We start from the raw sequence: 24084 nt of genomic DNA on the forward strand, positions 1-24084 counted from the left end.
ACTTGCCCACCCGTCACGGCAAACACCGTTGCAGTACTAGGCCTGCTGCCGAACTACGCGCTCATCGACACCACGACCACCTTGGCCGCGACGCTGTACGGCGAAAACGAAGCGGACCCCACGAAGTTCCACTCCGACACCTACTCCTACGAGCGGCCCCGGCGCCTGGCCTTGCAGGAGCTGGCCCCCGGCAACACCTTCTACGTCAACGGTTACAAGCACGAGATCAGCGGCCTGGAAATCTCCACCGGCGGACGGCAGGAATGGCGGACCTGGCGGGTGTGCCCCGGATGCGGCTACGTCCGCACCGAGAACGCCGCCGAGGACCGCTCTCCGTGCCCGCGCTGCAAGACCTCGCACATCGCCGACGACGGCTCCTGCCTTTTCCAGGTCGTCGAACCGTCCACCGTCACCTCGCGCGACAAGCGCGAGGACGCCCGTATCCGCGACGACAAGGACGACCGGGACCGGCGGACGTACACCGTGGTTGACGCGGTCGACATACCCGTGGGCGAAATCGAACCCGGCTCCTGGCGGCACCAGCACCAGACGTTCGGCGTCGACTACTGCCGCCGCGCCATAATCCGGCGGATCAATGTCGGGCCCGTCCGCTACGACGCCCAGGCCCGCGACGACTTCGCCGGCCACCTCGTGCGGCTCAACCCCTTCCACGTCTGCACGGCCTGCGGCGCCGCCAGTGCCGACGGCCGGCCGGTCTTCGACCACCACACCGACGAAGTGGACTCCCTGGCCGCCCGCGCCGGGCAGCTCAAGCACCACCGTCCGTGGTGCCCCCTGCGGCGGGGCAAGAAGACCGACGCCCGCGAGGAACAGGTACTGCTCGCCCACCAGCTGCAGACCGAGGCCCTGCGGGTGCTGATCCCGGCCGCCACCGCGGACGTCGACTCCAAAGTCCATTCCTTCCGTGCCGCGCTGCGACTCGGCGTGGACCTGCACTTCGGCGGTGACCCGCAGCACCTGGCCACCACGGTGGCGTCCATGCCCGACAACGACAGCGGCGAGCGCCGCTGGTTCCTGGTGCTCTTCGACTCCCTGCCCGGAGGCACCGGCTACCTGGACCGACTCACGAAACCGGACGCCTTCCGCGCCACGCTGGCGGCGGCATACGAGGCGCTCAAGGGATGCCCCTGTGCCGAGGAACAGCGCCGGGCCTGCCACCGCTGCCTCCACCGCTACACCCCCGAGCCCTTCCAGGACATCGTCTCCCGCCAGGCGGCGCTGACGATGCTGGAAGCCCTGCTGTTCACCAAGGACGGCGAGGACGGCTGGGAGACCACCGAGGTCGACCACACCGGCCTGGTCGGACTGGACGCCCAGGTCGAATCGGACCTGGAGGCCCGCTTCCTGGCCGCCCTGCGCAGCTGGGTGAAAGTCACCGACGACGCCTCACTCGACGAGGACGGCCACGCCAGCGGACACCTCCGCTTCACCGACGCCACCGGCGTGACGCACTGGAGGCTGACCGCACAACAGCAACTCAAGGGCACCGTCAGTGACTTCACCTTCACCCGCGTCGACGGCCCGGCCCAGAGCGTCAAGGTCTACCTTGAGGGCTTCCGCTTCCACGCCAGCCGCGAGCACAACCGCATCGCGGACGACGCCGCCAAACGCACCCGCCTGCGCGCGGACGGCGCGACCGTCTTCCAGATCACCTGGGCGGACATCGACCTCTTCGAGAAGCGCCCCACCCGCACCAAACCCGTCTGGCCGCCCTACAAGGCCACAGCGCAGGAGCAAGCCAAGACCGCCTACGAGCAGTACGGCGGCTTGCGCGCCCACTTCGCCGGTGCTGTCTTCGCCAACCCGATCGACACGCTGATCGCCTACCTGCGCGAGCCCGACCCCGAGCAGTGGACCCGCCGGGCCCGCGCACTCGTCACCGGGCTCACGGCCCAGCCGGGCGCCGCCCCGGTGGCGGCGACCGGCCGCCGCAGCGAACTCGTGGCGTCCCTGCGAGGCCAGCTGGCCACCTTCTCGGCGGCTCCACGCCGTGACGAGCCGGTCGTGCAGGACGCAGCGGGCATCGGCCCGGTCCACGTCTTCCGCGCCCAGGACGACACCGGACTGCCGATCGTGTTCGCCCTCGACGCGGCCGACCCCGAAGACCTGAAGTGGACGGCCCTTACCGTCCTCGACGACAGCGACGCCGTACTGGACACGGACGAGCACAAGGAACGCTGGCGATCCTGGCTCTACTGGACCAACCTCACCCAGTTCCTGTCCCTGGCCGGCGGCGACGGTGTGCAGCTTGCAACCAGCAGCGCCGCCGACTTCGAGGTCGAGGTCCTGGCCATCTGCGGGGGACTCGGCGAGCTCGACTCGCTCGCCGGCGCCGTTCCCTTCGCGGCAGCAGCCGCCCCCGGCCTCGCAGTCAAGCCTGTCGCCCCGGATCCGGCCCGCCCCTCGGTCGTTGAGGCCGTCCTGGCCCAGGCGCTACGCGACGCGGCGTGGGACGAGGACATCCTGGAGATCCTGCGCGACGACGCCGACGAGTCGCCGGACCTTCTCCGGCTCGCCGAGACCTTGGCCGACCTCGGCAAGCAGGCACCGGTCTTCGGATACGAACTCGGCCAGAGCCGATGGCAGGCCGACTTCGCTTGGCACACCCACGGCATCAAAATCGCCGTGGTGCCCGCGCACGACAGCGCGGACGACGACGAAGCTCGGCGGCGCGACGACGCGTTCACAGCAGACGACTGGACGGTACGCACCGCCGCCGAATGGCTCGCCCACCTCGACGAACTCCTCGACCTACTCCCCGCCACGGAAGAAGGCACGCTCCGATGACCGCCCGGCTCAGCCTGTACCGCAAGGCCGAAGAGGAGCTGTACAGGCTCGACCGCTCGGTCAAGGCCCAGTTCTACGACTTCTGCCACAACTTCCGGAAGAAACCAGACCTGCCGGGCCTGAGGAGGAAGAGGCTCAAGGGCGACTCCCGGATCTTCTCCGCCCGTGTCAACCAGGACTACCGGGCACTGCTGACCCCCACGGGTACCGACACGGACGGTACCGAGAGCTGGCTGGTCATCGCGGTTCGCCACCGCAAGGATGTCTACGAAGAGCTTCAGGTCGCCGTCAACCGCGTCACCGGCGAGATCGAGTTCGTCGACCTCGCTGTCGTCGGCGACAGCGCTCTGCGCCGGGCAGGTATCACCCTCACACCCGCGGAACCGGAAGCCGAAGAGCAGGCCCCGAAGCTCGAACCCGTGCCCGAGCCGGTCACCCCGCCGCTGCTGGCCGGCTACCACGCCGAGCAACTGCGCGACCTCGGCGTCGCCGAGCAGCTCGTCGAGCTCGCTCTTGCCGTCACCACCAGCGCTGAACTCGACCAGCTGGTCGACGGCGCACCCCTGCTGTCGAAGGACGTTCTGTACGGTCTCGCCGCCGGCATGGACTACGACGAGGTGCGGAAGGAGATCACGGCCCCGGTCGCGCTCGAACGACGTCCGGACCCTGAGGACTTCGCTAGTGCCCTGGCCCGTACCAAGGTGACTACTGTCGACGACGCCGTACGCGCCGTCATCGAAGAGGGTGACTTCCGTGCCTGGAAGGTCTTCCTCCATCCCACACAGGAGCGGATCGTCCACCGCCATTACAACGGCCCGGCACGGGTCTCGGGCGGCCCCGGCACTGGCAAGACCATCGTCGCTCTGCACCGCGTCAAGCACCTTGCCGAGCAGCTGCCCCCCGGCGGCAACAAGCCCATCCTGCTGACGACGTTCACCAAGAACCTCACCACGGACCTGCGGCTGCGTCTCGCCTCCCTCGTCGAACCCGACCTCCTGGCCCGCGTCGACATCGCCCACATCGACCAGCTCGCCGCCCGCGTCCTCGGAGAGAACACCGCCCCTGGGCGGAACAAGCAGCGTGTCTACGACCACGTGGCCCTGAACGAGATGCGCCAGCTACTCGCGGAGCTCGACGACCGGCACTTCGAATCCGAGTTCCTCTTCGAAGAATGGGAACAGGTCATCCTCGGGCAGGCGGTCCCCACCCGCTCCGACTACTTCAAGGCCCGCCGCGCTGGTCGTGGCCGCGCACTCACCCGCCCCGAGCGCAACCACGTCTGGAAGCTCGTCGAGCAGTTCACCGCCCGCCTGGACAAGCTGGGCGTCGAGACCTGGGGCCAGGCCGCCGAGCGTGCTGCCCGCTTCGAGATCGAACGCGCCTCGAAGATCAGGGCCCGCCAGGAGTACAAGGACGAGCTCGGCGGCAAGGACCTCATCCACCGCGACGACAGCTCCGGCATGCGCTACCTGGGTTACCGCTACCAGCACATCGTCGTCGACGAGGCCCAGGACCTCCGGCCCGCCCACTGGAAGATGCTGCGGGCCATGGCCGACCCCGATCAGCCCAACGACATGTTCGTCGCGGGTGACACCCACCAGCGCATCTACGACCACCAGGTTGCGCTCGGGGCCCTCGGCATCAACATCCGCGGCCGGGCCTCCCGCCTGACCCTCAGCTACCGCACCACGAAGGAGATCCTCACCGAGGCCCTCCGAGTCGTCGAGCCCAAGGGAAGGAACGTCGAGGTCGTCTATGACGACCTCGACGACGGCGCGGACACCCTCGCCGGATACCGATCCGTTCTGCACGGACCCAAGCCCAGCCTTAGCCAGTACGAAACCTGGGACGAAGAACTCGCAGGCCTCGCCGCCGTCTTGAGCGCTTGGCGCGAAGAGTTGTCCACTGACGACAGCGGAGCCGCCCGCGACCCCGGCGGCCGGATCGCCGTGTGCGTCGCCGACCGCGAGATGGTCAGCCAGACCATGTACTTCCTGGCCACGAAGGCCGGCATCACGTGCGCCGAACTCACCAAGGACGGCCCCAAAGGCGACGGCGAAGTCCACGTCGGCACGATGCACCGCTTCAAGGGCCTCGAATACCAGCGCCTGGCCATCGTCGGCGCCAGCGACGGCATCATCCCCCGCACCAGCGCCATCGACCGCTACCGCACCGAGGACCCTCCCCGCTACCAACGCGAACAGCGCAAGGCCCGCTCGTTGCTGTTCGTCGCGGCCACCCGGGCCCGAGACGCCCTGCAAATCAGCTGGCACGGCAGGCCTAGCCCGTTCTTGTCAACCGGCTGAGCCACCAGCAGCCTTCCTCCTTCTCATCCCTTCCCACTCCAGCGACCAGACGCGGGTGACATGACTGATTCCCCCATTGGTTCCGAAGAGCCCCGGTCTCGGGCAGGCTACCTGCTCGACGATCGGCGGGTGACCATTGCCGACCTGCTCGGCTGTGGACTTCTCAAGGAAGGGGGGCGGCTGCGGTTCGTCCGGCTCCGCATCGGTGAGTCGCACGAGGCTGCCGTTACTCCCCGGGGACTACATGTGCAAGCAGGATCCTGCGGGCGCTCGACCTGCCCGCCAACCTCATTGCGACTAGGGCCTGTGTGGAGTTGTGATCTCGTGGGGTTCCCGGCCTGGGAGGGTCGGGGTCCTTTGGGGTAGAACGGTGGGGTGTCTCGACCTCAACTTTCGGATGCCGAGTGGGAGTTCATCTCCCCGTTCCTGCCGGTGGATGAGTACGGGCCGTACCCGGAGAATCTGCGGGCGCACTTCGAGGGTGTCGTGTGGCGGTTCAGGAACGGGGCGAAATGGCGGGAGTTGCCCGAACGATTCGGGCACTGGTCCACCGTTTACGGCCGATTTCGGCAGTGGCGGGATGCTGGGGTGTTCACCGCGGTGTTCCAGGGTGCGATTACCGAGGCGGCGAAGCGGGGCCTGGTGGACTTGTCGCTGGTCAGCGTGGACTCGACCACGGTCCGGGCCCGTCATGATGCTGCCGGGATGATCGTGGAGCCCGAGACCCTGGACGTGTTGGAGAAAGCCGCCGCGAAAAAGGGGCACCGGCGAGGAACAAGACGGGCATCGGGACCCGGAGCGGGAAGAACGACGACGCGTGAGGCGTCGCCGCAAGGCCCGACTCGCCGCCGCCGACCTGGGGCGTTCCCGCGGTGGACTGACCACCAAGACGCACCTGTCCTGTGTGCCGCAATGCCTGCCCCTCTCGCTCAAGATCACGGCGGGGCAGGCCGGGGACAGTCCGCAGTTCATCCCCGTCCTGAACAAGATCCGCGTCCCCGGCCCGCTCGGCCGGCCCCGCACCCGGCCCGACGCAGTTGCCGGCGACAAGGCCTACTCGTCCCGCCAGAACCGTTCCCACCTGCGCGAACGTGGGATCAAAGCAGTCATCCCCGAGATGAAGGACCAGGCCGCCCACCGCAAGAGCCGCGGCTCATGTGGCGGACGGCCCGTCACCTGGGACAAGCAGTTGTACAAGCTCCGCAACAGCGTCGAACGCACCATCAACAAGATGAAAGACTGGCGCGGCCTCGCCGTCCGCTACGACAAAAAGCCTCTGGATCCGACACCTCGAATCCCAGCACTGATCACAACTCCACACAAGCCCTAGTGACGACTGGGGCGCATCGAAGCGGGACGTCGCCTTCCTCGAGCACGTGATCAAGGCGACGTCGGCCGAGCCCGGTGAGATCCTCTACGTCAGCGACCGGCTGGACAACGACATCCGGCCGGCCGTGCAGGCGGGGCTGCTGACCGCGCTCATTCGCCGCGGGCCGTGATCCACTAGCAGGATGACCCGGCTGCGGATGCCCTGACGACAAATGCGCCTCGACTCGCTGGCCGAGCTGCCGGGACTCGTCCTACGAGCTCATAACACGATCTTGGTGAACGGTGCCGGTAGGCCGTGACCGGTGTGACGGTTCGGCCGTTCGAAGTGGTGTGACTATCCGGCCGTGGATCATGGACGATGACCTGTGGGCGCTGGTCGAGCCGCTCCTGCCGCCCTGGCCCGAGAAGGCTCCGGGCCCGCGGCCCGTGTCGGATCGGCTGTGCCTGCAGGGCATCCTCTATGTGCTGCACAACGACATCGCCCCTTGAAGTGGGGTTCGGCTCGGGACAGACCTGCTGGCGGCGCCTCGAGCGATGGCAGCAGGCCGGACCCTTCGATCAACTGCGCCGCATCATGCTCGCCAAGCTGCACGCGGCCGGCGAGCTGGACTGGGCCAGGGCATGCGTCGACGGTTCCCACGTCCGCGCCAAAAAGGGGAGCCGACACCGGCCCTTCGCCGGTCGACCGGCGGAAAATGGGCAGCAAACTTCACCTGATCTGCGACGGACGTGGCATCCCGCTCAAGGTCATCACCACCGCAGCCAACGTCAACGACGTCACCCAGACCCTCGCCTTGGTCGACGGCGTCCCACCCGTCGCCGGCCGCCCGGGCCGGCCCCGCCGGCGCCCTGATGCCCCTCTCGGTGACAAGGGCTACGACTCCAACCCCAATCGCCGTGAACTGCACAAGCGCCGGATCCTGCCGATCATCTCCCGCAAGGATTCTCCGGACATCAAAGGCCTGGGCAAGCTCCGCTACGTCGTCGAGCGGACCTTCGCCCGCCTCCACCAGTTCAAGCGCCTCGGCGTCCGCAGGGAACGCCGTACCGAACTCCACGAAGCTTTCATCTCCCTCGCCTGCAGCCTCATCTGCTGAAGGCGCCTGAAGAAGGCCAACTCGTGATCGAGTCACGAGCTCTATGGACACCTCGGTCTCCAGGCGCCGTGCCTTCAAGATCGCAGTCGAGCGACAGGCATCATGGCATCGGCCCGTTACCCCGTTTCGCGTTCGGTGTGAGGGTCGTCAGCGATCCTCGATCAGGAGCTGGATGTCGTTGAGGATCATGGTGACGTGGGCGACGATGGCTAGAGCCTGCGTTCGAGACAGCTGCACTCGGTGGTGTGCGTATTCGTTACGGATGAATTTGAAGAAGGTCCGCAGACGCATCCGGTAAATTTTCGCCAGCGAGGTCGGCTGCTCAGCGCGGCTCATCACGTCGCGGATGAATTCTTCGGCGAGTCGTTGCCCAAAGGCCATGCCTCCGAGTGCATCACGCAGGCGCGATTCGAGCGTCACGGCAATGTCCCTGATCGCGGTGTCATAGAGACCCATTCGTATCAGGTCGGGGACATGAGACAAGTCTTCGGGAAACGGAATCTCAGCAGAGGCTAGGGAGTCGGTGGCCTGCTGCCAGCCAGCGGCTGTCACGATCACGGTGTCACCGTGGGCAACCAGGGCGTAGTTGCGGGCTGCAACGTAGTCGTACTCTTCGTCATCGCCGTCGTAATCCTCCAGGGGATCGAACTTGGCTGGCAGCATCTGTCCTTCCCACCTGTAACGCAAACTGTCGAGAGGGTCACCTTCCCCTCTCCATCCGGCCTCGAACATCTCTCTTCGGAGTTCTTCACGCTCTGCGGCTTCCTTCTCGCGTTCGGTCACGGCGCGAACGCCAGAGATGAGCCCCGCTTTGGCGAGGGCAAGCAAGTCCTCATGCCAGGCCGCGACGTAGTAGCGATCCTGCTCATGCGGGTTGCGTTCGCCGTAGCCTCGTGCTTCGAGAAGCAGGCACTGATCGATGTCGCTGATCGGAACGAACTCAACTCCCTCGGGGAACTGTGCCAGGTCAAAAAGCGCATGTCCGCCTCCTGGCGGGCACGGGTACGTCGGCCAGTTGGCATGCATGGCCAGGATTATCCGGCCACCGGTCACGTAGCCCAGGTAGCCGGGAAAGGCATCAATTTCCTGACCCTCGTCTCCTACAGCGTTCATACGCCCCACAATGACACGAACGATGCACAGGACAGCAGCGAGGTCGCCTCCCTCGCGGCCGACCGCGTGTTTTGTATGCCGCGCACGGAACGCTGCCTCGGCTGCCCGCCGTAGGGTCGTCCCAGTCCACCGACACTTACGCGCCGAAAGCCACAACTCACCGGACGCCGGACGCGCGAAAATGTACGCGGTGGCATCGACAGGGTCCTTCACTCGGCGCCGCTGGGTGATGTCGCGCTATGAGCTCAACACGATCTTGTTGAGGTGCCCTGGTCGGGCGTGACTGGTAGGGCGATTCGGCCGTTCGTGGGTGTGAGAACTCGGCCGTGCATCGTGGGCGACGGCTTGTGGGCGGTGGTCGAGCCGTTGCTGCCGAAGTGGCCGCAGCGGTCGCCGGGGCCGCGTCCGGTGGACGACCGGCGGTGTCTGGAGGGGATCCTGTTCGTGCTGTATACCGGGATCACCTGGCAGCAACTGCCGTTGGAGGGGCTTTGGCTCGGGGCAGACCTGCTGGCGGCGGCTCGGCCGGTGGCACGAAGCCGGGGTCTTCGAGGCCCTGCACCGCATACTGCTGGCCGAGTTGAACGCGGCCGGGCAGATCGACTGGACGCGCGCCCGCGTGGACGCCTCCCACGGCAAGGCGAAAAAAGGGGCGAGGCGACGGGCCCGTCGCCGGTCGACCGGGGCAAGACCGGCAGCAAACACCACCTGATCTGCGACGGCAACGGCACCCCGTTCACCGTCATCACCACCGCGGCCAACGTCAACGACGTCACCCAGACCCTCGCCCTGGTCGACGGCATCCCACCAGTCGCCGGCCGCAGGGGACGACCCCGCAGACGCCCCGACGCCCTCCTCGGCGACAAGGGCTACGACAGCAACCCCAACCGCCGCGAACTACAAAACCGCCGCATCCTGCCCGTGATCTCCCGCAAGGGCAGCCCCAACATCGCCGGCCTGGGCCAACTCCGATACGTCGTCGAGCAGACCTTCGCCCTCCTCCACCAGTTCAAGCGCCTCGCGATCCGCTGGGAACGACGCCTCGACCTCCACGACGCCCTCGTCTCACTCGCTTGCGGACTCATCTGCTGGCGCCGCCTGAAGAACCCAACCCGATGATCGTGTTACGAGCTCTAAGGCCTAATCTTCCTGTCGGATTCGAGTTGATCTCATTGGTGCAATCGTCGTGAAAAAGGACCGAGATTTTCTCCCGCATCAATAAGCTCTGACTCTCGGGGTTGGGTGCAGCCAAAAAGGCCGAGCTCGAATTACAGCAGAAATATTACGTGATTGGAGCGGTCGGGGCAGCGACACCGACGGGCGAGCTGAGCCGATGGTGGTCTGGTGGCTCACTGCGAAACTCGCCGCTCTGCCCTCCGTGGCCCGCTATGCTCAGTACCAACGCGTTGAAGGAGACAAGTAGCGGCGGGATCCGCGAGTAGAGAGAGCTGCTGGTAGCTGTGAAGGCAGTCTCGCGCCCCACGTGAAGACCCTCCCGAGCGCGGGGAGGAACGGCCGGTCAACGCGGCCCAATGCCCCGCCGGCTGGCCCCCGTGACCGGGCATGAATGAGGCCGTCGCCATCTGGTGGCGGCAAAGGCGTGGTGGCACCGCGAGTCCCCTTCTCGCCCACGCCCCCAAGGGATCATGACGACGCCCCTGGAGGGCCGAGATGATCCACACGACCACCCGCGTATTGGTCTCCGACCTGCGAGAACACGTCGGCGAGACCGTTTCCGTCTGCGGCTGGGTGAACACCCTCCGGCTGCAGCGCAAGATGCAGTTCGTCATCGTCCGCGACCACACCGGAATGGTGCAGGTCACCCACAAACGTGGCGGCGAGGGCGACAGCATCGAAGCCGCTCTGGAGAGCTTGACCACCGAGTCGGCAGTCAGGGTGACCGGCCGCGTAGTCGACAACCCGATCGTGAACCTCGGCGGCGTGGAACTCGTGCCCGAGCAGGTCGAGGTACTGAACCGCGCCGAGACGCCCCTGCCGATCGACGAGAACACCGGCCTGGAGCACCGCCTCGACTGGCGGTTCCTCGACGTGCGGATGCGTCCGCAGGCGCAGCTGCTGTTCGCCGTGCAGACCACCCTCGAGCAGGGCATGCGCGAGTACGCCTACAGCCAGGGCTGCACCGAGATGCACACCCCGAAGCTGATGGGAACCGCGAGCGAGTCCGGGGCCGAGGTGTTCAAGCTCGGCTACTTCGATCGCTCCGCGTTCCTGGCGCAGAGTCCGCAGTTCTACAAGCAGATGGCGATTGCCGCCGGCATCGACAAGGTCTTCGAGATCGGCCCCGTCTTCCGCGCCGAGCCGTCGTTCACATCGAGGCATGCGACGGAGTTCACCGGCGTCGACGTGGAGCTCGCCTGGATCAATGACGTCGAGGACGTCATGGCCTTCGAGGAGCAGATGCTCAGTCACGCCATCGCCAAGGTCGCCGACATTCACGGTGAGGCGATCCGCGAGACCTTTGGCGTCGAGGTCACGGTCCCCACGACCCCGTTTCCTCGGGTGACCATGGCCGAAGCCCAGAAGATCCTGCGGGCGGGCGGCTGGGACCCTGCCGGCGAGAAGGAGGACCTCGACCCGGAGGGCGAGCGCGGTATCTCCGCGCACTTCAAGGAGAAGACAGGGCACGAGTGGGTGTTCATCACTCACTACCCGACAAGCATTCGCCCCTTTTACCACATGCGCCCCGAGAACGACCCGGGCTCGACACTGAGCTTCGACCTGCTTTGGAGAGGCCTGGAGGTCACCACCGGCGCCCAGCGTGAGCACCGGTACGACGTGCTGCTCAAGCAGGCCGCCGAGAAGGGCATGAGCACCGAGCCGTTGCAGGACTACCTGAACGCTTTCCGCTTCGGCTGCCCGCCGCACGGAGGCCTCGGCATGGGCCTGGGTCGGGTACTGATGGTCCTGCTCGGACTCGACTCCATCCGCGAGGCCGCCTTCCTGTTCCGCGGACCGAACCGGCTCACCCCGTAGAGTCCCTGCCGCATCATGCGTCCGGGGTGGTCAGCACTCTTGCTGACCACCCCGGACGTCGTCTGCTCAACGTGTTTCGCGCGTACGGCGGTTCGACGGCCTCGGTCCTGTTGGGCGAGTGCCCTGCTGCGTCTTGCCCCTCCGGGCCAGCCGGTCAGTAGCGGACGTTGCGCAGATCGTGCATCCACGCTTCGTCGGGATGCTTGTCCCAGTAGGCGCGCAGCGCCAACTCCCGGTCTGAGAAGCGGCCCTGATAACAAAGGCCGCCGTGGGCCAGGGTGATACTCATCGCGAGTGAGGACTCGGTGGTCACCCAGTGCGAGGTCAAGGCATGACTCCACAGCCTGTCGCCCGGCTCCATACGGACAGAGAGCCGGTCGGCCGGATCGTGCTCGGGCGGATCCTCGGCCGTGGTCTCGCCGACGACGGCGGCCTCGGCGGACAGGACGCTGTCGGGGTCGTAGTAGCTGTGGAACGTCTTGGTGCCCTCGATCTGCCACACCAGGCCGTGGGAGTTGTCGTTGTGATAGGTCGACGCGGCACCGGCTGTGGACAGGAAGAGCAGGGGCGCACACCGCTGCCACGTGTATCCCCAGGCGGACATCCGGGTGCGCCAGGGAATCATGACCTGTTCTTGGAAGCCGGCGAGAATGCCGGTGTAGAAGCGCGTGAGGTTGAAGTGCACCAGCCGGAACGGCCACGTGACGATCTCGTCGATCGGGGCGGTGCGGAAGGCTGCAGTGCGATCCATGCGAAGAGCCCAGTCGTCGCCGAGGATCGTGAACCGTACGTCTTCGTCCTGCCGGACCCCGTCGAGAACGTCGATGGCGGGCGGGGAGCTGTAGTCGAAGCTGATCAGTTCGCTGTGGACCGGGAAGTTCGGCGGAACGCACCAGCGTTCGAGGAACTCGTCCCGGGTAGTGACGGGGTTCGTCATGGGCTGCTCGCAGGTCGGGATTCGGCACAGCAGATGGCCGCGCAGGACGGGGTGGTCCACTCCTGGGGCTCGGCGCTGAGGAAGTCGCGGATGGTCGCCCTGGAGGCGGTCACGCTCACCGAAGCTTTGCCGTAGGGGCAGCGGCGGATCTCACCTCCCGCGGACACATAGAGGGACGGCCCCTGGCAGCGTCGCTTCCCAGGTGGTTCGCGGTGCAGCGCCTGGAGGTCCTGGATGTGCCGGTTGAAGCGTGGCGTGAGGCGGAACTGGGTGCCCAACAGGGCGGTGTCCCGGCTCTGCTGATCGAGATAGTCGGTCAGGCTCCACCCAGCGCGAGCCCGCTCGGCTTCATCGAGCATGACCGGACTGAATTGGACCTCTGTCTTCGCTTCGGCAACCAGATCATGCAGGGCGCGGCACTCGGCATCGGTGAGCTGCCAGTAGGTGACGTGCAAGATCCTGCCCCGTGTGGCGCTGAGCTTGTCGAGGGTGGCGATCCCCGTGGAGGCGCTGCGGTGGGTGCGACCGAGCTTCATCGCGGCAGCCGAGTCCGCGGACACGGTGACGTTGGCCAGCAGATGCGCGACTTCCTTCAATCGTTCGACGTCCTCGGGGGCTCGGGCGGAGGTGACCACGGAGACCGGCATACCGAACTGATGGGCCAGACGCACGAGTTGCTGCAGCTCCGGGTGGTGGGCCGGCTCACCACCAGTGAGGCAGATCTCTTCGGCGCCTGCTTCCTTTAGTCGGGACAGGCTGCGGGTGTAGAGGGGTAGAGCGAGGTAGCCGTGGGCTCGGTCGGCGCGGAAGCAGAAACCACAGGCGATCTTGCAACGGCCGGCGGTGCTGATCAGCGCCGACCGAAACCTCCCCCGGCCGGTCCGTGGTGCGGGCGGCGTGGTCACGGTGTGGGTGTTCACTGCAGCCCCGTGCTGTCCCACACGGCGATCTCGACCGTGCTGGTGTAGAACGCGCACATCTGCGGGTCCGGCCGCTCCCCGCCGATCAGCAGCTGCTCGTTGCGGGAGGGGCCACCACAGATCGCCAATGCCGGACAAGTGCCGCACTCCGGCAGAGGCGCCACCTCCTTGGCGATGCCGCCCAGGAGACCCGCGTCGGCCCGGATTTCATCAAGGGTGTGGAGAAACGCAGGCTCGGTGAAGTTGATGTCGCACAGACTGACCCGCTGCCCTGGCAGCAGCGCCGCGTTCAGGGTGCGGTCGCTCTGCATGTGATCCAGCAGCATGGGTCGACGCCGGTCGAGTGCCTGGAAGGCGCGGTCAAGGACGGAGAACATCATCCCGCCGCGGCCCAGGGCGACAAGTCGCGCCTGGTACAGCTCCTTCGACAGGTCGGCCCCGTCGACGATCCAGCGGCCAACGGTGGGGATGGGGGTGTTGGCGTAGATGAACTTCAACCCGAGTTCTTCGATGATCCAGGTGACCGTCTCGGACAGGCGGCCGATGTTCGCCGGGGTGGGGGTGAGATTGCATCCCACGTGGATGCCGTCGATTTCCAGGAGCCGGCGCACGTTGCGGCGGATGCGGTCATCAGCCGCTTGCCCGCCGAGGAGCCGTCGGTGCGCGGAGTTGACGGACGGCGGCCCGTCGATGGAGACGCCGACCCCGTACCGGTAGCGGGCGAAATGCTCGGCCATATCGTCGGTGAGGCGGGCGCCGTTGGTGACGACGGTGCGCCGAACCTGCTTTATGCCGTGTTCCGTTGCGAGCTTGTCGGCGAGGTCGTCGCCGTACTGCATCAGGTCGAAGCGGGTTGTCGGTTCGCCGCCGAACCACTGGACGGCCACCTCGTCTCGGCCGGCGTTGCTCTCGAACAGGTACGTCAGGCCTGCGACGAGGTCGTCCTCGCTCATGTCCGGCTTGCCGGTGTTCGTGTCGACGAAGCAGTAGCTGCATGCCATGTTGCAGCGGTCGGTGAGCACCACACGAAGGCCACTGATCCTGACCGGTGTGGCATCAAGGCCGAGGTTGCTGAGGCGGGAACGGAGTGCCTCACGCGGGTCCGACTGCGGGGTGTCGGGCGTGAAACCGAGCTCGGAGAGAGCTGTGTGCGTCGCGGTCGGGGGGACCGCGGAGAGGTCAGTGACCTCCCCGCGGTCGAGGTACACGCTCTCCAGCGTGACCGGGTCGAGCAGAGCAGCCTGCCCGTCCCGGTCGTACTGGATGTACTTCCCCCACAGGAGCTGGGAGGAGGCCACCGGAACTACGCGGCTTCCTCGGCGACGATCCCGCGCTCGGTCATCACCTTGCGGACCAGGTCCTCACCCGTGGCCTGCAGCCGTGCCGAGGCCTCCGGGGAGCCACCGTCGGCGAGGACGATGACGCCGGGCAGAGTCGGGTTGGCGGCGATGAACGTGATTCCGGCGGGCTCGGTGGTGACGATCATGATGGCGTTTTCGACCGGGACCCAGTCGGTCTTGTCCTTGACCCCTTCGAGGATCTCGGCCTGCTTGGCCTGGAAGGCGTCACGCTCGCCCATCCAGACCCCTGCCTTGGTCTTCGAGTCGACGACGTCCGCGTAGATCAGGTGGTCGCTCTTGGCTCGGCGAGGTGTCGGCATAGCACTCGTCTCCTGTCGTTGGCGCTGTCTGTCTCGGATCTGGCGTTGCTGTGCGGTCCCGGCAATTCGCTGGGCCTTGTCCATGAGGGCGCTCCCGGGCGATCAAGGTCACCATCCGTCGGCGCCGGGGTCCTCGGTCTCGCACAGCTCGCCGGGACCGGCGGAAGAGACCAGCTAACAGCCGGGTGCAGCGGCTCAGCCATGGAGCAGCTGTTGTTTTCGTGTTGTTTCCTGGCCGACGAGATCCGGCCGCAGAGGCTCCGGTGGGTGCTTGTTTCGCTACCCTGTGAGACGACTTTGGGGGTGTCGATGGCGGGAAGCCAGGCCGCTTCGCGATTAGTTCATCCGCTCAGTTGCGTACGTGCCGCGAAGGGGTGGACGTTCCAGGACGTTGTCGACATCGTTGCCCGAGGGACGAACGGCTCTGCTCGCCGCGACAAGGCATGGCGCTGGGAGAACTGGGGTGTCGAGCCGGACCTGCCGAGCCAACTCGCCATTGCCGAGGAATTGGGCGTCCCCGAGGACCAGGTACGCAGCCAGCGCTGGCCCGCATGGCTCCCGGACGGCGACCCCATCCGCACAGGTTTCCCGTGGACGGCGCCGGGGACGCTCCAGGCACTGAACGACACATTGGAGCACGCCATCCTCGATCGACGCGCGTTCATGAAACTGAGCGGCCCGACGCTCGTCGGGCTGGCCGAGGAGTGGCTGGCCGTCGAACCGCCGGCGCTCACCGAGGTGTTGTCCGGCGGCCGAGTCGGTGACCGGCTGGTCGAGCGGATGGAGGACGGTCTGCCGAGGTTGAGGGAGCTGGAGGCCGCCTGCGGCGGCGAGCGGGCTCGGAAGCTGCTGGACGCCGAACTCGGCATCGTCACCAGGATCCTGGACCGCTCCTCGTACTCCGCGGCATCCGGCCGACGCCTCTACCGTCTGGCCGCTGAACTGGGCCGGATCGCGGGCTTCGCCTCATTCGACGCGGGACTGCACTCAGCCGCACAGAGGTACTGGACGACGGGCCTGCGAGCCGCCCACTGCGCCGACGACCCAGCGGTCGCAGCGAACATCCTTAAGTCCATGAGCCTGCAGTGCTACGACCACGGCATGTTCCGCGCGTCACTCGACCTGGCCCGCACGGCTGTGGACGGGGCCGGGCCGGTCACTGCGAGGGCGCAGGCGATGCTTCTGCTCCGGCAGGCGCGGGCGGAGGCCGCGTGCGGAAACCGGGCGGCCTGCGACCACGTCCTCGCTGCAGCAGAGCGTGCCTACGCCAGATCAGCCGGCACCGACGGCGAACCGGGATGGACCGCCTACTTCGACGAAGCCGAATTCCACGCCCAGGTCGGAACCTGCCACATCGATCTGGGCCGGCAGGCCGACGCCGGACGCTCCTTCGCCGGTGCACTGGCCCTGATGCCCGAGGCAAAGGCCCGTGACCGCGCGACGTACGTCATCCGCCTGTCGTCCACCCAGCTTGCCTTGGGGGAGGCCGAACACGCGATCAGCCTCCTACTGTCGGCTGTCGAACTCATCCACGAAGCCCCCTCCCAGCGGAACATCGTGCGCGCGAAGGCCGTCCGAGACCGCCTTCCGTTCGAGAGATCCGACCCCCGGGCCGTGCAACTCGATACCGGCCTCGCCACACTGGTCGCATGACCGATCGCACGCCGCGCCGAGTCGCGCTGATATCCGGCGGCAACCGAGGCCTCGGCCTCGCCATCGCCCGCCGCCTCACCGAGCATGGGCTTCACGTCGTCATCGGCACCAGGGACGAACTCTCTGGACGGGACGCGGTGGAAGCTCTGTCCAAAGAGGGCCACGACGTCCGCTCTCATCAACTCGACGTCACCGACCCGGCAAGCGTCGCCCGTGCAGTAGCAGACGTCGCGAACAGCGCAGGACGACTCGACGTCCTGGTGAACAACGCGGCCGTGGCGATCGATCGAGGCCAGCCCGCCGCCGGGCCGGACTTCGAAAAGGTCCGAGTGACGCTCGACGCCAACCTCATCGGCGCCTGGCGACTCAGCGCCGCTGCCGTCCCCGAGATGCGCAAGAACGGCTACGGCCGCATCGTCAACATCACCAGCCATCTCGGCTCGCTGAGCAACATGGGTGCGGGCAACGTGGCCTATCGGGTCTCCAAGGCGGCCCTCAACGCCCTGACCGGCATTCTCGCCGCAGAACTCGAAGGAAGCGGCATCCTGGTCAACGCCGTGTCGCCAGGCCGCATGGACACGAGGATGGCCTACGGAGAAACCGACCGCTCAGCCGCGGACGGCGCCGACACACCAGTCTGGCTGGCCACCCTCCCGGACGACGGGCCAACCGGTGGCCTGTTCCACGAGCGTGCGCCGCTGCCCTGGTAGTTCAAAGGCCCCATCGTGGCCGCCCCGCGTTTCAGTCCAGCGAGAAGTCGGCCTGGCCGCCCTTGACCCCGGACACGAATGCCGCCCACTCCTGGCGGTTGAAGATTAGCGCCGGGCCGCTGGGGGCCGTCGACTGGCGTACGGCGACACCGCCGTCCGGCAGCGTTTTGATCTCGACGCAGGCGCCGCCGTTCGGGCCGCTCCAGTCCTTGTGCCAACCGTCCTCGCCCAGCTCCAGCGCGGGCATGCCGTTGTAGATGAGGGTCACCGGTACTCCTTGCGTATCGCTTCCAGGAAGACCCTGGTCTGTGCTTCCGACTCGGCCATCTCGGACAGCCTGTCGAGGACCTGCAGGTGCGCGACGACGTCTTCGTCCTCGTCGAGGTAGACGGCGCTCGTGAGGCTTTCGGCGTAGGCGATGTCCGGCAGTTCCGGCTGCGCGAACCGGAAGAAGTGGATGGGGCCGGGGGCGGCGTGCGGACCGGCGGCAAAGGGGAGGTACTGCAGGGCGATCCGGTCGGAGGTGGCGACTTCGAGCAGGTGGTCGATCTGGGCCAGCATGATCTCGGGGCCTGCGGCCGGGCGGCGGAAGACCGCCTCGTCCATGATCGTCCTGACGGTGGGTGCACTCGGCCGGTGCAGGAGCTCTTGGCGGGCCATGCGCAGCGCAAGCCGCCGCTCTACTTCGTCGGGGGAAGCCGGCGGCACGCTGACGTTGAGAACGGCACGAGCGTAGGCGTCGACCTGGAGGAGGCCGCTGACGAACTGCGGCTCGTAGATCCTGATTTCCTCCGCACTGTTCTCCAGGCTGACGAAGGCGCTGAACCAGCTGGGGAGGGCATCGCGGTAGCGGTGCCACCAGCCTGGTTTCCTGGCCTCGGTGACCAAGTGGAGGAACTCCGCGGTCTCGTCCGGAGGGACGCCGTATGCCGCAAGAAGGAGCTTCACGTAGGCGGGCTTCAACCCGACATCGCCGTTCTCCAGGCGGCGCACGGTGAGTGCGGAGGCTCCGATCTCGGCGGCTGCCTGCTCGTACGACGCACCGGCAGCCTGCCGGAGTGCAGCCAACCGGTTGCCGAGGACCATGCGCAGCACGGTGGGTGCCGGAGGCGGTGCGACAGAGCGGGCGCCGCTCATGACGTGACCTGCTGCTGAACCCTCATGTGGTCGAGTCTGCCACGGAGTTGACTACTCGCCCAGGTCGATACGCTGCGTTCGGAAAAATTCAGAACGACTCTTGCGGACCGATTGTGTGGCGCACATAGTGGTCAGGTGACCCACTTCATGTCGCTCACTTCAAAGGCCCCTTCTGTCGCGCGAGTTGTCCAGCGTCGGACGCTTAGAGGCGATCGATGATGACGGGTCTCGCTCACCGGCAGGCTGCGGCCCCGCAGGGCGCCGGACGGCAGGTCGAGGTCTGTGTGCTGCGCCGGGCACCGACCACCTTGCCGGACGTCAGGCACTGGGCACGGGTGCAATTCGAGGCCTGGCATGTCCCAGCGGACGCGCTCCAGGAAGCAGAGCTGGTGTTCAGCGAGTTGGTCAGCAATGTCGTCCTGCACGGCTATGGCGATGTGGTCAGCTGTCGGATCGAGGCCGGCGCCGCGGACCTGCACATCGAGATCCGTGAGCACGTAGTGCGAGAGGGAGCACACACCGCTGCGCCTCCGCCAGACACGCGATCCGACGACGAACACGGCCGCGGGCTGCTGCTGGTCGAAGCACTCAGCTCCGACTGGGGAGTTGCGCCGACCCTTCCGGGGCCGGACGGCTGCCGCCGTGTATGGGCCCGGATCGGCCTGGCCGACCGGTGACCAGGTCCGTTCCCGCCTACGAATCTACCGTCGGGCGCCAGATCCGACAGAAGCGCCGGGCGCTCGGATTACGGCAGTCGGAACTCGCCTCCGCGATCGGCATCTCCGCTCCGCGGCTGTCCGAGATCGAAACGGGCAAGGTTCTCCCCGAACTCGTCCTGCTCCGGCGCGCGAGAGCCGAACTGGCCGAGCGAGAGCGCATGAAGGACATCCCCGTCGACACGTCGGCCCGCCGAGCCCTCTCACACCCACTAGCGGTGGTGCGCACCGAGCGCGGGTGGTCTCAGGAGGAGCTGGCTCGCCGCATCGCCGCCCGTATCGGCGGTCCCCGCGAGCGCGGCAAGGTCTGGCGTTGGGAGAACAGGGGCGTCGTACCGGACGAGACCACCCAACGCGCCTTGGCCGTCGAGCTGGGCGTACCCGTGGACCGCCTCTTCTCGCAGCCGTGGCCCACGTGGTTACCTGGCAGGGAGGGCGTCGACGTGGATACGCCGTGGACCACCCCGGCCGCGGTGGCCGCCCTCGACTCGACCGTAGGCGAGGCGCTGGTGGACCGGCGAACATTCCTGACCCTTGGTGCCGAGAGCGCTGCGGTACTGGCGGCGAACTGGCCTGGGGCCGAACACGTCCCTGGGGCCGCTGCAGCGACCCGCGACGGCACGGCCGAGGACCTCGTCGCATCCCTGGAACTGCGCCTCCCGACCCTTCGCTCTTTGGACGACCTCCACGGCGGTGGCGCCGCACGGTCCGTGATCGACGCCGAACTCCGAACCGTCACCGAGGTTCTGAAGCAGGGAGTGCTGCGCGGCTCGGCTGAGCGGCGACTGTTCCAGGTGGCCGGCGAACTCGCACGCATCGCGGGGTGGGCCAGCTTCGACATCGGCATGAAGGCATCCGCGGAGCGCTACTTCGTCACCGGCCTGCGTGCTGCGCATGCCGCCGAGGACCGCGCTCTCGGCGCGAACATCATCAAGTGCACGGCTCTGCTGATGATCGAGTCCGAGCGCGCCCACGACGCCCTCGTCCTTGCCGACGCCGCCCGCCAGGCAACCCGCAGCGCCCCGTCACGGGTGCAGGCCATGCTCGCGGTACGCCAGGCGAGAATCCACGCCGTACTGCACGACGGCCCGCAGTGCGACGCGCTGCTCGGCCAGGCGGAAGACCTCCTGGGCCAGGCGCTCGGCCGTGACGACCATCCCGCGTACGTCAACTACTTCGGCCCGGCCGAACTGACGGCGCAGACCGCCGCATGCCACCTGGTCCTCGGCCGGCACGACGCGAGCACCCGGCTGTTGGAATCGGCGGTACGTGACCAGCCGCGGTCCCGTGCCCGGGACCTGACCACGTACCGGCTCTGGCAGGCCGAATCAGCCCTGGCGCTGGGAGAAGTGGAGCACGCCTGTGCGCTGCTGGGGGAGACGGCACCGGCGGTCGCAGCCGAGAGCTCGACGCGCAACCGGGCGCGCCTGGCGTCAGTACGTACCCTCCTGCGCCCGTACGAAGATTTACCCGCGGTGCGGGACCTGGACGAACGGACGCGCGATCTGATCGCATGAAGGCGTGACCACTCCCACCGCACAGCGCGTCGCCGTCGTCACCGGGGCCAACCGTGGCCTGGGCCATGCCATCGCCACCGGCCTGGCGCGGCGGGGCCTCCACGTCGTCCTGACCGCCCGCAGACTCCCGGACGCGGAGGCCGCTGCCGGGCCGCTCCGGGGCGAGGGCCTGCTCGTAGAGGCCGGGGAACTGGACGTCACAGACCCCATCAGCGTCTTCCGGCTCTTCGCCGACGTGGGGCGCGATCTCGGCCGCCTGGACGTCCTGGTCAACAACGCCGGCGTCGCCATCGACCGCAACCGCCGGCCTTCCGCCCACGACGTCGGCAAGATCCGGTCCACCTTGGACGCCAACCTCGTCGGCCCCTGGCAGTGCTGCATGGAGGCCGTCCCCCTCATGCGGGAGGGCGGCTATGGACGGATCACCAACGTCAGCAGCCGGATGGGAAGTCTTGCCCTGATGGAGTCGGCGGGCAGCCCGGCCTACCGGGTGTCGAAAGCCGCTCTCAACGCGCTGACCCGCGTCTTCGCCGCTGAGACCGCAGACGAGAACATCCTGGTCAACGCCGTGTCTCCCGGGACGGTCACGACACGCCTCAGCTACGGCTCGGCGAAGCAGACACCGGAGCAGGCGGCAGAGGACCTCCTGTGGCTGAGCGAGCTTCCGGACGACGGCCCGACGGGGGAGTTCTTCCAGGGGCGAGAGCACCTCCCCTGGTAGACAGGGGACCTCCGACGCCCTGCCGAACGCTTTGAGCGCATCTGCACCCCGGTGCACACACGAAGCCGACAGCTTCGACCTTGGCGTCGCACGGATGCAGTGATGGTCTGTGACTGCCGCGCCGACGAGCCCCGTATCGTCGGCGCGGCGTCCACCGTCCACTCCGGCTCAGCGCGTACGCATGGGCGCTTGCGGATCGGCCGGGGCAGCCCCCGACTCCTCTCGGGCAAGGCGCTCTCCGACCGGTTGCCGGTTCGCTTCTGGTCCCTCGGGCAGGTCGCCGTGAACTCTCAGCGCCAAGGTCCTTCGCCTCTCCCCTCCGCCGCTCCCACTGCCCCAGATCCCTCGACGCCGGCTCGGGCCGACGGACGAACCTTGAAGGAGACCGGGCACTCCCCTCGACAGGCACTGCGCCGGCAACTCGACCGCATGGCGGCTGTCGGGGTCGGCATGCAGGTCGCCATCGAGACCGAGTGGCTGTTGCCTCAGGAGATCCGGCTGCCCGGAACAACCGGGAGGGCCGGCGCGGGCGACTCTTCTGACCCGCTGGTGGACCTCCTCGTCTGCGTCATCGGCACGCTCGACGAGATCGGGCTGCCGGTGGGCTCCGTGAGGAGCGGCTCACACCCCTGGCGGATCGAGACGGCCCTGTCCGCTCGTGAGCCGATGACGGCCTGCGAACAGCATCGTCTATGCGGCCGGGCCTTTGCCGCACTCGGCAGCGACCCGCGCTGGTTCCCGTTCCATGCCGACCCCGGCGCAGCCGTTCCCGCAGGCGCGATGCGGCTGCGGCTGTCGCTCGTCGGCGGAGAACCGTCCGTAACCGCCGGGCTCGCGATCACCGGCTTGCGTGAGGTACTGCCGGATCTGGCCGAGATGTACCTCCCTGGAGACGCCGAACCCACCCTGCGGAAGCGCGTCGCGGCACTAGCAACGGTCAGTCCTCTCGGGTGCGGGGACGACACGCGGTTGGAAGTCCGAGTACCCGTCCCAGGCCGGGACCTCCATCTACTGCTCGCGGCTGTCGTCACCGGGGTCCTCCACGGCCTTGGTCACGAGGACTGCGTGCACTCCGGCAGTGCCTGCACCACCGAGCTTCGACGTCCCGCCGATCCGAGCGCAGGACGAGATGCCCTCCTTGGTGCACCGGGCGAAGTCGGGCCGGGTCGCTCGGACCACGAACTCCCGGTCACGACTTCGCCCGTGCGTGGTGTGCGTTGATGGCCGGCAACGACGACACCTACCGCCCTGCCCCCCACCCCGCTGGGCTTGACAGCGAGTTACGGGCGGCCCTGGAAGATCTGCGTGTCGGTCGGTGGGTCGCCATGCGGGACCTGCTCGCAAAGACCGGCACCCGCTGGGAGTTGCGGACGTCGCGATCGCAGGTCCTTGGAGCCGTGGCGGCCCGGTCGCACGTGGTGCGGGAGTGGCTCCTGGACAACCCGGGCGGCGCTGACGCGCTGATGATGCGGGCTCGGGTGGGCACAGAACGGGTGCTGCGTGCCCACCGGTCCGGGAGGGAAAACGCCGCAGGGTTGGCGGCCGAGGCGCGGTCGGCTGTGTGGGCAGCGGCCAAGGCGGTTCCGGAGGATCCGGTGCCGTGGGTGTGTCTGTTGGGGTTGGCGCAGGTGGACCCGGGGCAGTTGGCGCCGGAGCACCGGATGCCCGCGCCGGAGGAGATGCTGCCGCCGGGTCCGTGGCGGCTGCTGGCGGAGGTGCAGCGGCGGGATCCCTACAACCGCGAGGCGCACCACCGGACCATGCAGTTCCTGTTGACGGCGCAGTCTGGCGGGCCGGCTCATGCGCTGAACTTCGCGCACTGGGTGGGGACGTGGGTGCCGTTGGAGTCTGCCTCGTCCCTGCTGGCGCTTCCCCTGTACGCCTACGCCCAGCATTACCGCGACAAGCGGCAGCGCGGCCGGTACGACGCAATCGGCCGGGCGCAGTGGACCCGCGAGCCGCTGATCAATGACGTCCAGCGGGCGCTGGTCGGGTGGTTCGCGAGCTCGGTACCGGCTGAGCGCTCGCCGCTGGATCTGAACCACCTGGCCCACGCGCTGTGGGCCGGCTACCGCTACACCGAGGCGGCCGAGGTCTTCGACGCCATAGGCCGGTACGCGACGGTCCAGCCATGGGGCCTGGTCGCCACCGATCCCGGCGACCCGCAGTCCGGTGTTGAGGAGTTCCTCAAGGCCCGCCGGCAATGCCTGGCGGCGACCAGGCCTACGCGGGCAAGCCCGCACACCTCACCCAGCTGAACGCCATCGGCGACGCATCGGGCCGCCGACTTTGTCCTGTCCCTTTTCCTTGGAAGGTTGCGCTATGTCGCATGCGGAACGTCATGCCGTCGAATCGGCACTGGACGATGTGAAGTTTCCCCGTGATCTCGGACACTCGTTCTTATGCGGCGATGGTGTGCCGCTGTCGGGTCTCGTGCGGGGTCAGGTAGCCCCAGTTGGGGTGTTT

17 protein-coding genes and 4 pseudogenes are annotated in these 24084 nt (G+C 67.6%); 14 read left to right on the forward strand and 7 right to left on the reverse strand.

Annotated elements, in window-relative coordinates; all coding sequences use genetic code 11:
• Nucleotides 1-81: 81 nt before the first annotated feature.
• From V7E46_RS09775 to V7E46_RS09795, 5 genes and pseudogenes are all read left to right on the forward strand, one after another.
• A complete protein-coding gene (locus tag V7E46_RS09775) occupies nucleotides 82-2808 on the forward strand; it encodes a DUF1998 domain-containing protein (RefSeq protein WP_333768046.1) in 2727 nt (908 codons plus the stop codon).
• Nucleotides 2805-5114 carry a UvrD-helicase domain-containing protein gene (locus V7E46_RS09780; protein WP_333768047.1) on the forward strand — a complete coding sequence of 770 codons (2310 nt, stop codon included), beginning with the start codon at nucleotides 2805-2807 and terminating at the stop codon, nucleotides 5112-5114. Before V7E46_RS09775 ends, V7E46_RS09780 begins: the two co-directional genes overlap by 4 nt.
• 375 nt (nucleotides 5115-5489) lie before the next feature.
• Nucleotides 5490-6390 (forward strand): annotated as a pseudogene (locus V7E46_RS09785) (IS5 family transposase); the annotation flags it as partial.
• 91 nt (nucleotides 6391-6481) lie between these two features.
• Nucleotides 6482-6613 (forward strand): annotated as a pseudogene (locus V7E46_RS09790) (HAD hydrolase-like protein); the annotation flags it as partial.
• A gap of 181 nt (nucleotides 6614-6794) precedes the next feature.
• A pseudogene (locus V7E46_RS09795) lies at nucleotides 6795-7540 on the forward strand (IS5 family transposase).
• A gap of 147 nt (nucleotides 7541-7687) precedes the next feature.
• Here V7E46_RS09795 and V7E46_RS09800 read toward each other — a convergent pair.
• Nucleotides 7688-8653 (reverse strand): hypothetical protein, encoded by a 966-nt coding sequence (locus V7E46_RS09800; protein ID WP_333768048.1) that lies wholly within the window; start codon nucleotides 8651-8653, stop codon nucleotides 7688-7690.
• A 330-nt stretch (nucleotides 8654-8983) separates the two neighbouring features.
• Here V7E46_RS09800 and V7E46_RS09805 point away from each other — a divergent pair.
• Both V7E46_RS09805 and aspS read left to right on the forward strand, forming a co-directional pair.
• Nucleotides 8984-9772 (forward strand): annotated as a pseudogene (locus V7E46_RS09805) (IS5 family transposase).
• 552 nt (nucleotides 9773-10324) lie between these two features.
• Nucleotides 10325-11647: an aspartate--tRNA(Asn) ligase gene (aspS, locus tag V7E46_RS09810; RefSeq protein ID WP_333768049.1), complete on the forward strand. Its 1323-nt coding sequence runs from the start codon at nucleotides 10325-10327 to the stop codon at nucleotides 11645-11647.
• Between the two features lie 154 nt (nucleotides 11648-11801).
• Here aspS and V7E46_RS09815 read toward each other — a convergent pair whose 3' ends face one another.
• From V7E46_RS09815 to V7E46_RS09830, 4 genes are read right to left on the reverse strand one after another with little or no spacing between them, the layout of a single operon-like run.
• The gene (locus V7E46_RS09815; RefSeq protein WP_333768050.1) at nucleotides 11802-12584 is read right to left on the reverse strand and encodes a hypothetical protein; all 783 of its coding nucleotides are present in this window, start codon (nucleotides 12582-12584) and stop codon (nucleotides 11802-11804) included.
• The gene (locus V7E46_RS09820; RefSeq protein ID WP_333768051.1) at nucleotides 12581-13504 is read right to left on the reverse strand and encodes a radical SAM protein; all 924 of its coding nucleotides are present in this window, start codon (nucleotides 13502-13504) and stop codon (nucleotides 12581-12583) included. The genes V7E46_RS09815 and V7E46_RS09820 overlap by 4 nt, the downstream gene beginning before the upstream one ends.
• Nucleotides 13501-14802, reverse strand: coding sequence for a radical SAM protein (locus V7E46_RS09825; RefSeq protein WP_333768052.1), 1302 nt, complete (start codon nucleotides 14800-14802; stop codon nucleotides 13501-13503). Before V7E46_RS09825 ends, V7E46_RS09820 begins: the two co-directional genes overlap by 4 nt.
• Nucleotides 14803-14807: 5 nt before the next feature.
• Nucleotides 14808-15164 carry a hypothetical protein gene (locus V7E46_RS09830; protein ID WP_333768053.1) on the reverse strand — a complete coding sequence of 119 codons (357 nt, stop codon included), beginning with the start codon at nucleotides 15162-15164 and terminating at the stop codon, nucleotides 14808-14810.
• Between the two features lie 201 nt (nucleotides 15165-15365).
• Between V7E46_RS09830 and V7E46_RS09835 the strand changes: the two genes are divergently transcribed.
• Both V7E46_RS09835 and V7E46_RS09840 read left to right on the forward strand, forming a co-directional pair.
• On the forward strand, nucleotides 15366-16817 hold the full coding sequence (locus tag V7E46_RS09835) for a hypothetical protein (RefSeq protein WP_333768054.1): 1452 nt from the start codon (nucleotides 15366-15368) through the stop codon (nucleotides 16815-16817).
• Nucleotides 16814-17527 carry an SDR family oxidoreductase gene (locus tag V7E46_RS09840; protein ID WP_333768055.1) on the forward strand — a complete coding sequence of 238 codons (714 nt, stop codon included), beginning with the start codon at nucleotides 16814-16816 and terminating at the stop codon, nucleotides 17525-17527. Before V7E46_RS09835 ends, V7E46_RS09840 begins: the two co-directional genes overlap by 4 nt.
• 31 nt (nucleotides 17528-17558) lie before the next feature.
• Here V7E46_RS09840 and V7E46_RS09845 read toward each other — a convergent pair whose 3' ends face one another.
• A complete protein-coding gene (locus V7E46_RS09845; protein WP_443054102.1) occupies nucleotides 17559-17795 on the reverse strand; it encodes a DUF397 domain-containing protein in 237 nt (78 codons plus the stop codon).
• Nucleotides 17792-18664 carry a helix-turn-helix domain-containing protein gene (locus V7E46_RS09850; RefSeq protein ID WP_333768056.1) on the reverse strand — a complete coding sequence of 291 codons (873 nt, stop codon included), beginning with the start codon at nucleotides 18662-18664 and terminating at the stop codon, nucleotides 17792-17794. Before V7E46_RS09850 ends, V7E46_RS09845 begins: the two co-directional genes overlap by 4 nt.
• Nucleotides 18665-18879: 215 nt before the next feature.
• Here V7E46_RS09850 and V7E46_RS09855 point away from each other — a divergent pair, with 215 nt between their 5' ends.
• From V7E46_RS09855 to V7E46_RS09875, 5 genes are all read left to right on the forward strand, one after another.
• Complete coding sequence (locus V7E46_RS09855; protein WP_333768057.1) at nucleotides 18880-19341, forward strand: ATP-binding protein; 462 nt, start codon at nucleotides 18880-18882, stop codon at nucleotides 19339-19341.
• Nucleotides 19338-20897: a helix-turn-helix domain-containing protein gene (locus V7E46_RS09860; RefSeq protein ID WP_333768058.1), complete on the forward strand. Its 1560-nt coding sequence runs from the start codon at nucleotides 19338-19340 to the stop codon at nucleotides 20895-20897. Before V7E46_RS09855 ends, V7E46_RS09860 begins: the two co-directional genes overlap by 4 nt.
• A 4-nt stretch (nucleotides 20898-20901) precedes the next feature.
• Complete coding sequence (locus V7E46_RS09865; protein ID WP_333768059.1) at nucleotides 20902-21618, forward strand: SDR family NAD(P)-dependent oxidoreductase; 717 nt, start codon at nucleotides 20902-20904, stop codon at nucleotides 21616-21618.
• Between the two features lie 375 nt (nucleotides 21619-21993).
• Nucleotides 21994-22839 (forward strand): hypothetical protein, encoded by an 846-nt coding sequence (locus V7E46_RS09870; RefSeq protein ID WP_333768060.1) that lies wholly within the window; start codon nucleotides 21994-21996, stop codon nucleotides 22837-22839.
• Nucleotides 22839-23876 carry a hypothetical protein gene (locus tag V7E46_RS09875; RefSeq protein ID WP_333768061.1) on the forward strand — a complete coding sequence of 346 codons (1038 nt, stop codon included), beginning with the start codon at nucleotides 22839-22841 and terminating at the stop codon, nucleotides 23874-23876. The genes V7E46_RS09870 and V7E46_RS09875 overlap by 1 nt, the downstream gene beginning before the upstream one ends.
• The last annotated feature ends 208 nt before the right edge of the window (nucleotides 23877-24084 follow it).

The sequence above is a fragment of the Streptomyces sp. IBSBF 2435 genome (assembly GCF_036815005.1).
In the GTDB taxonomy this organism is placed as follows: domain Bacteria; phylum Actinomycetota; class Actinomycetes; order Streptomycetales; family Streptomycetaceae; genus Actinacidiphila.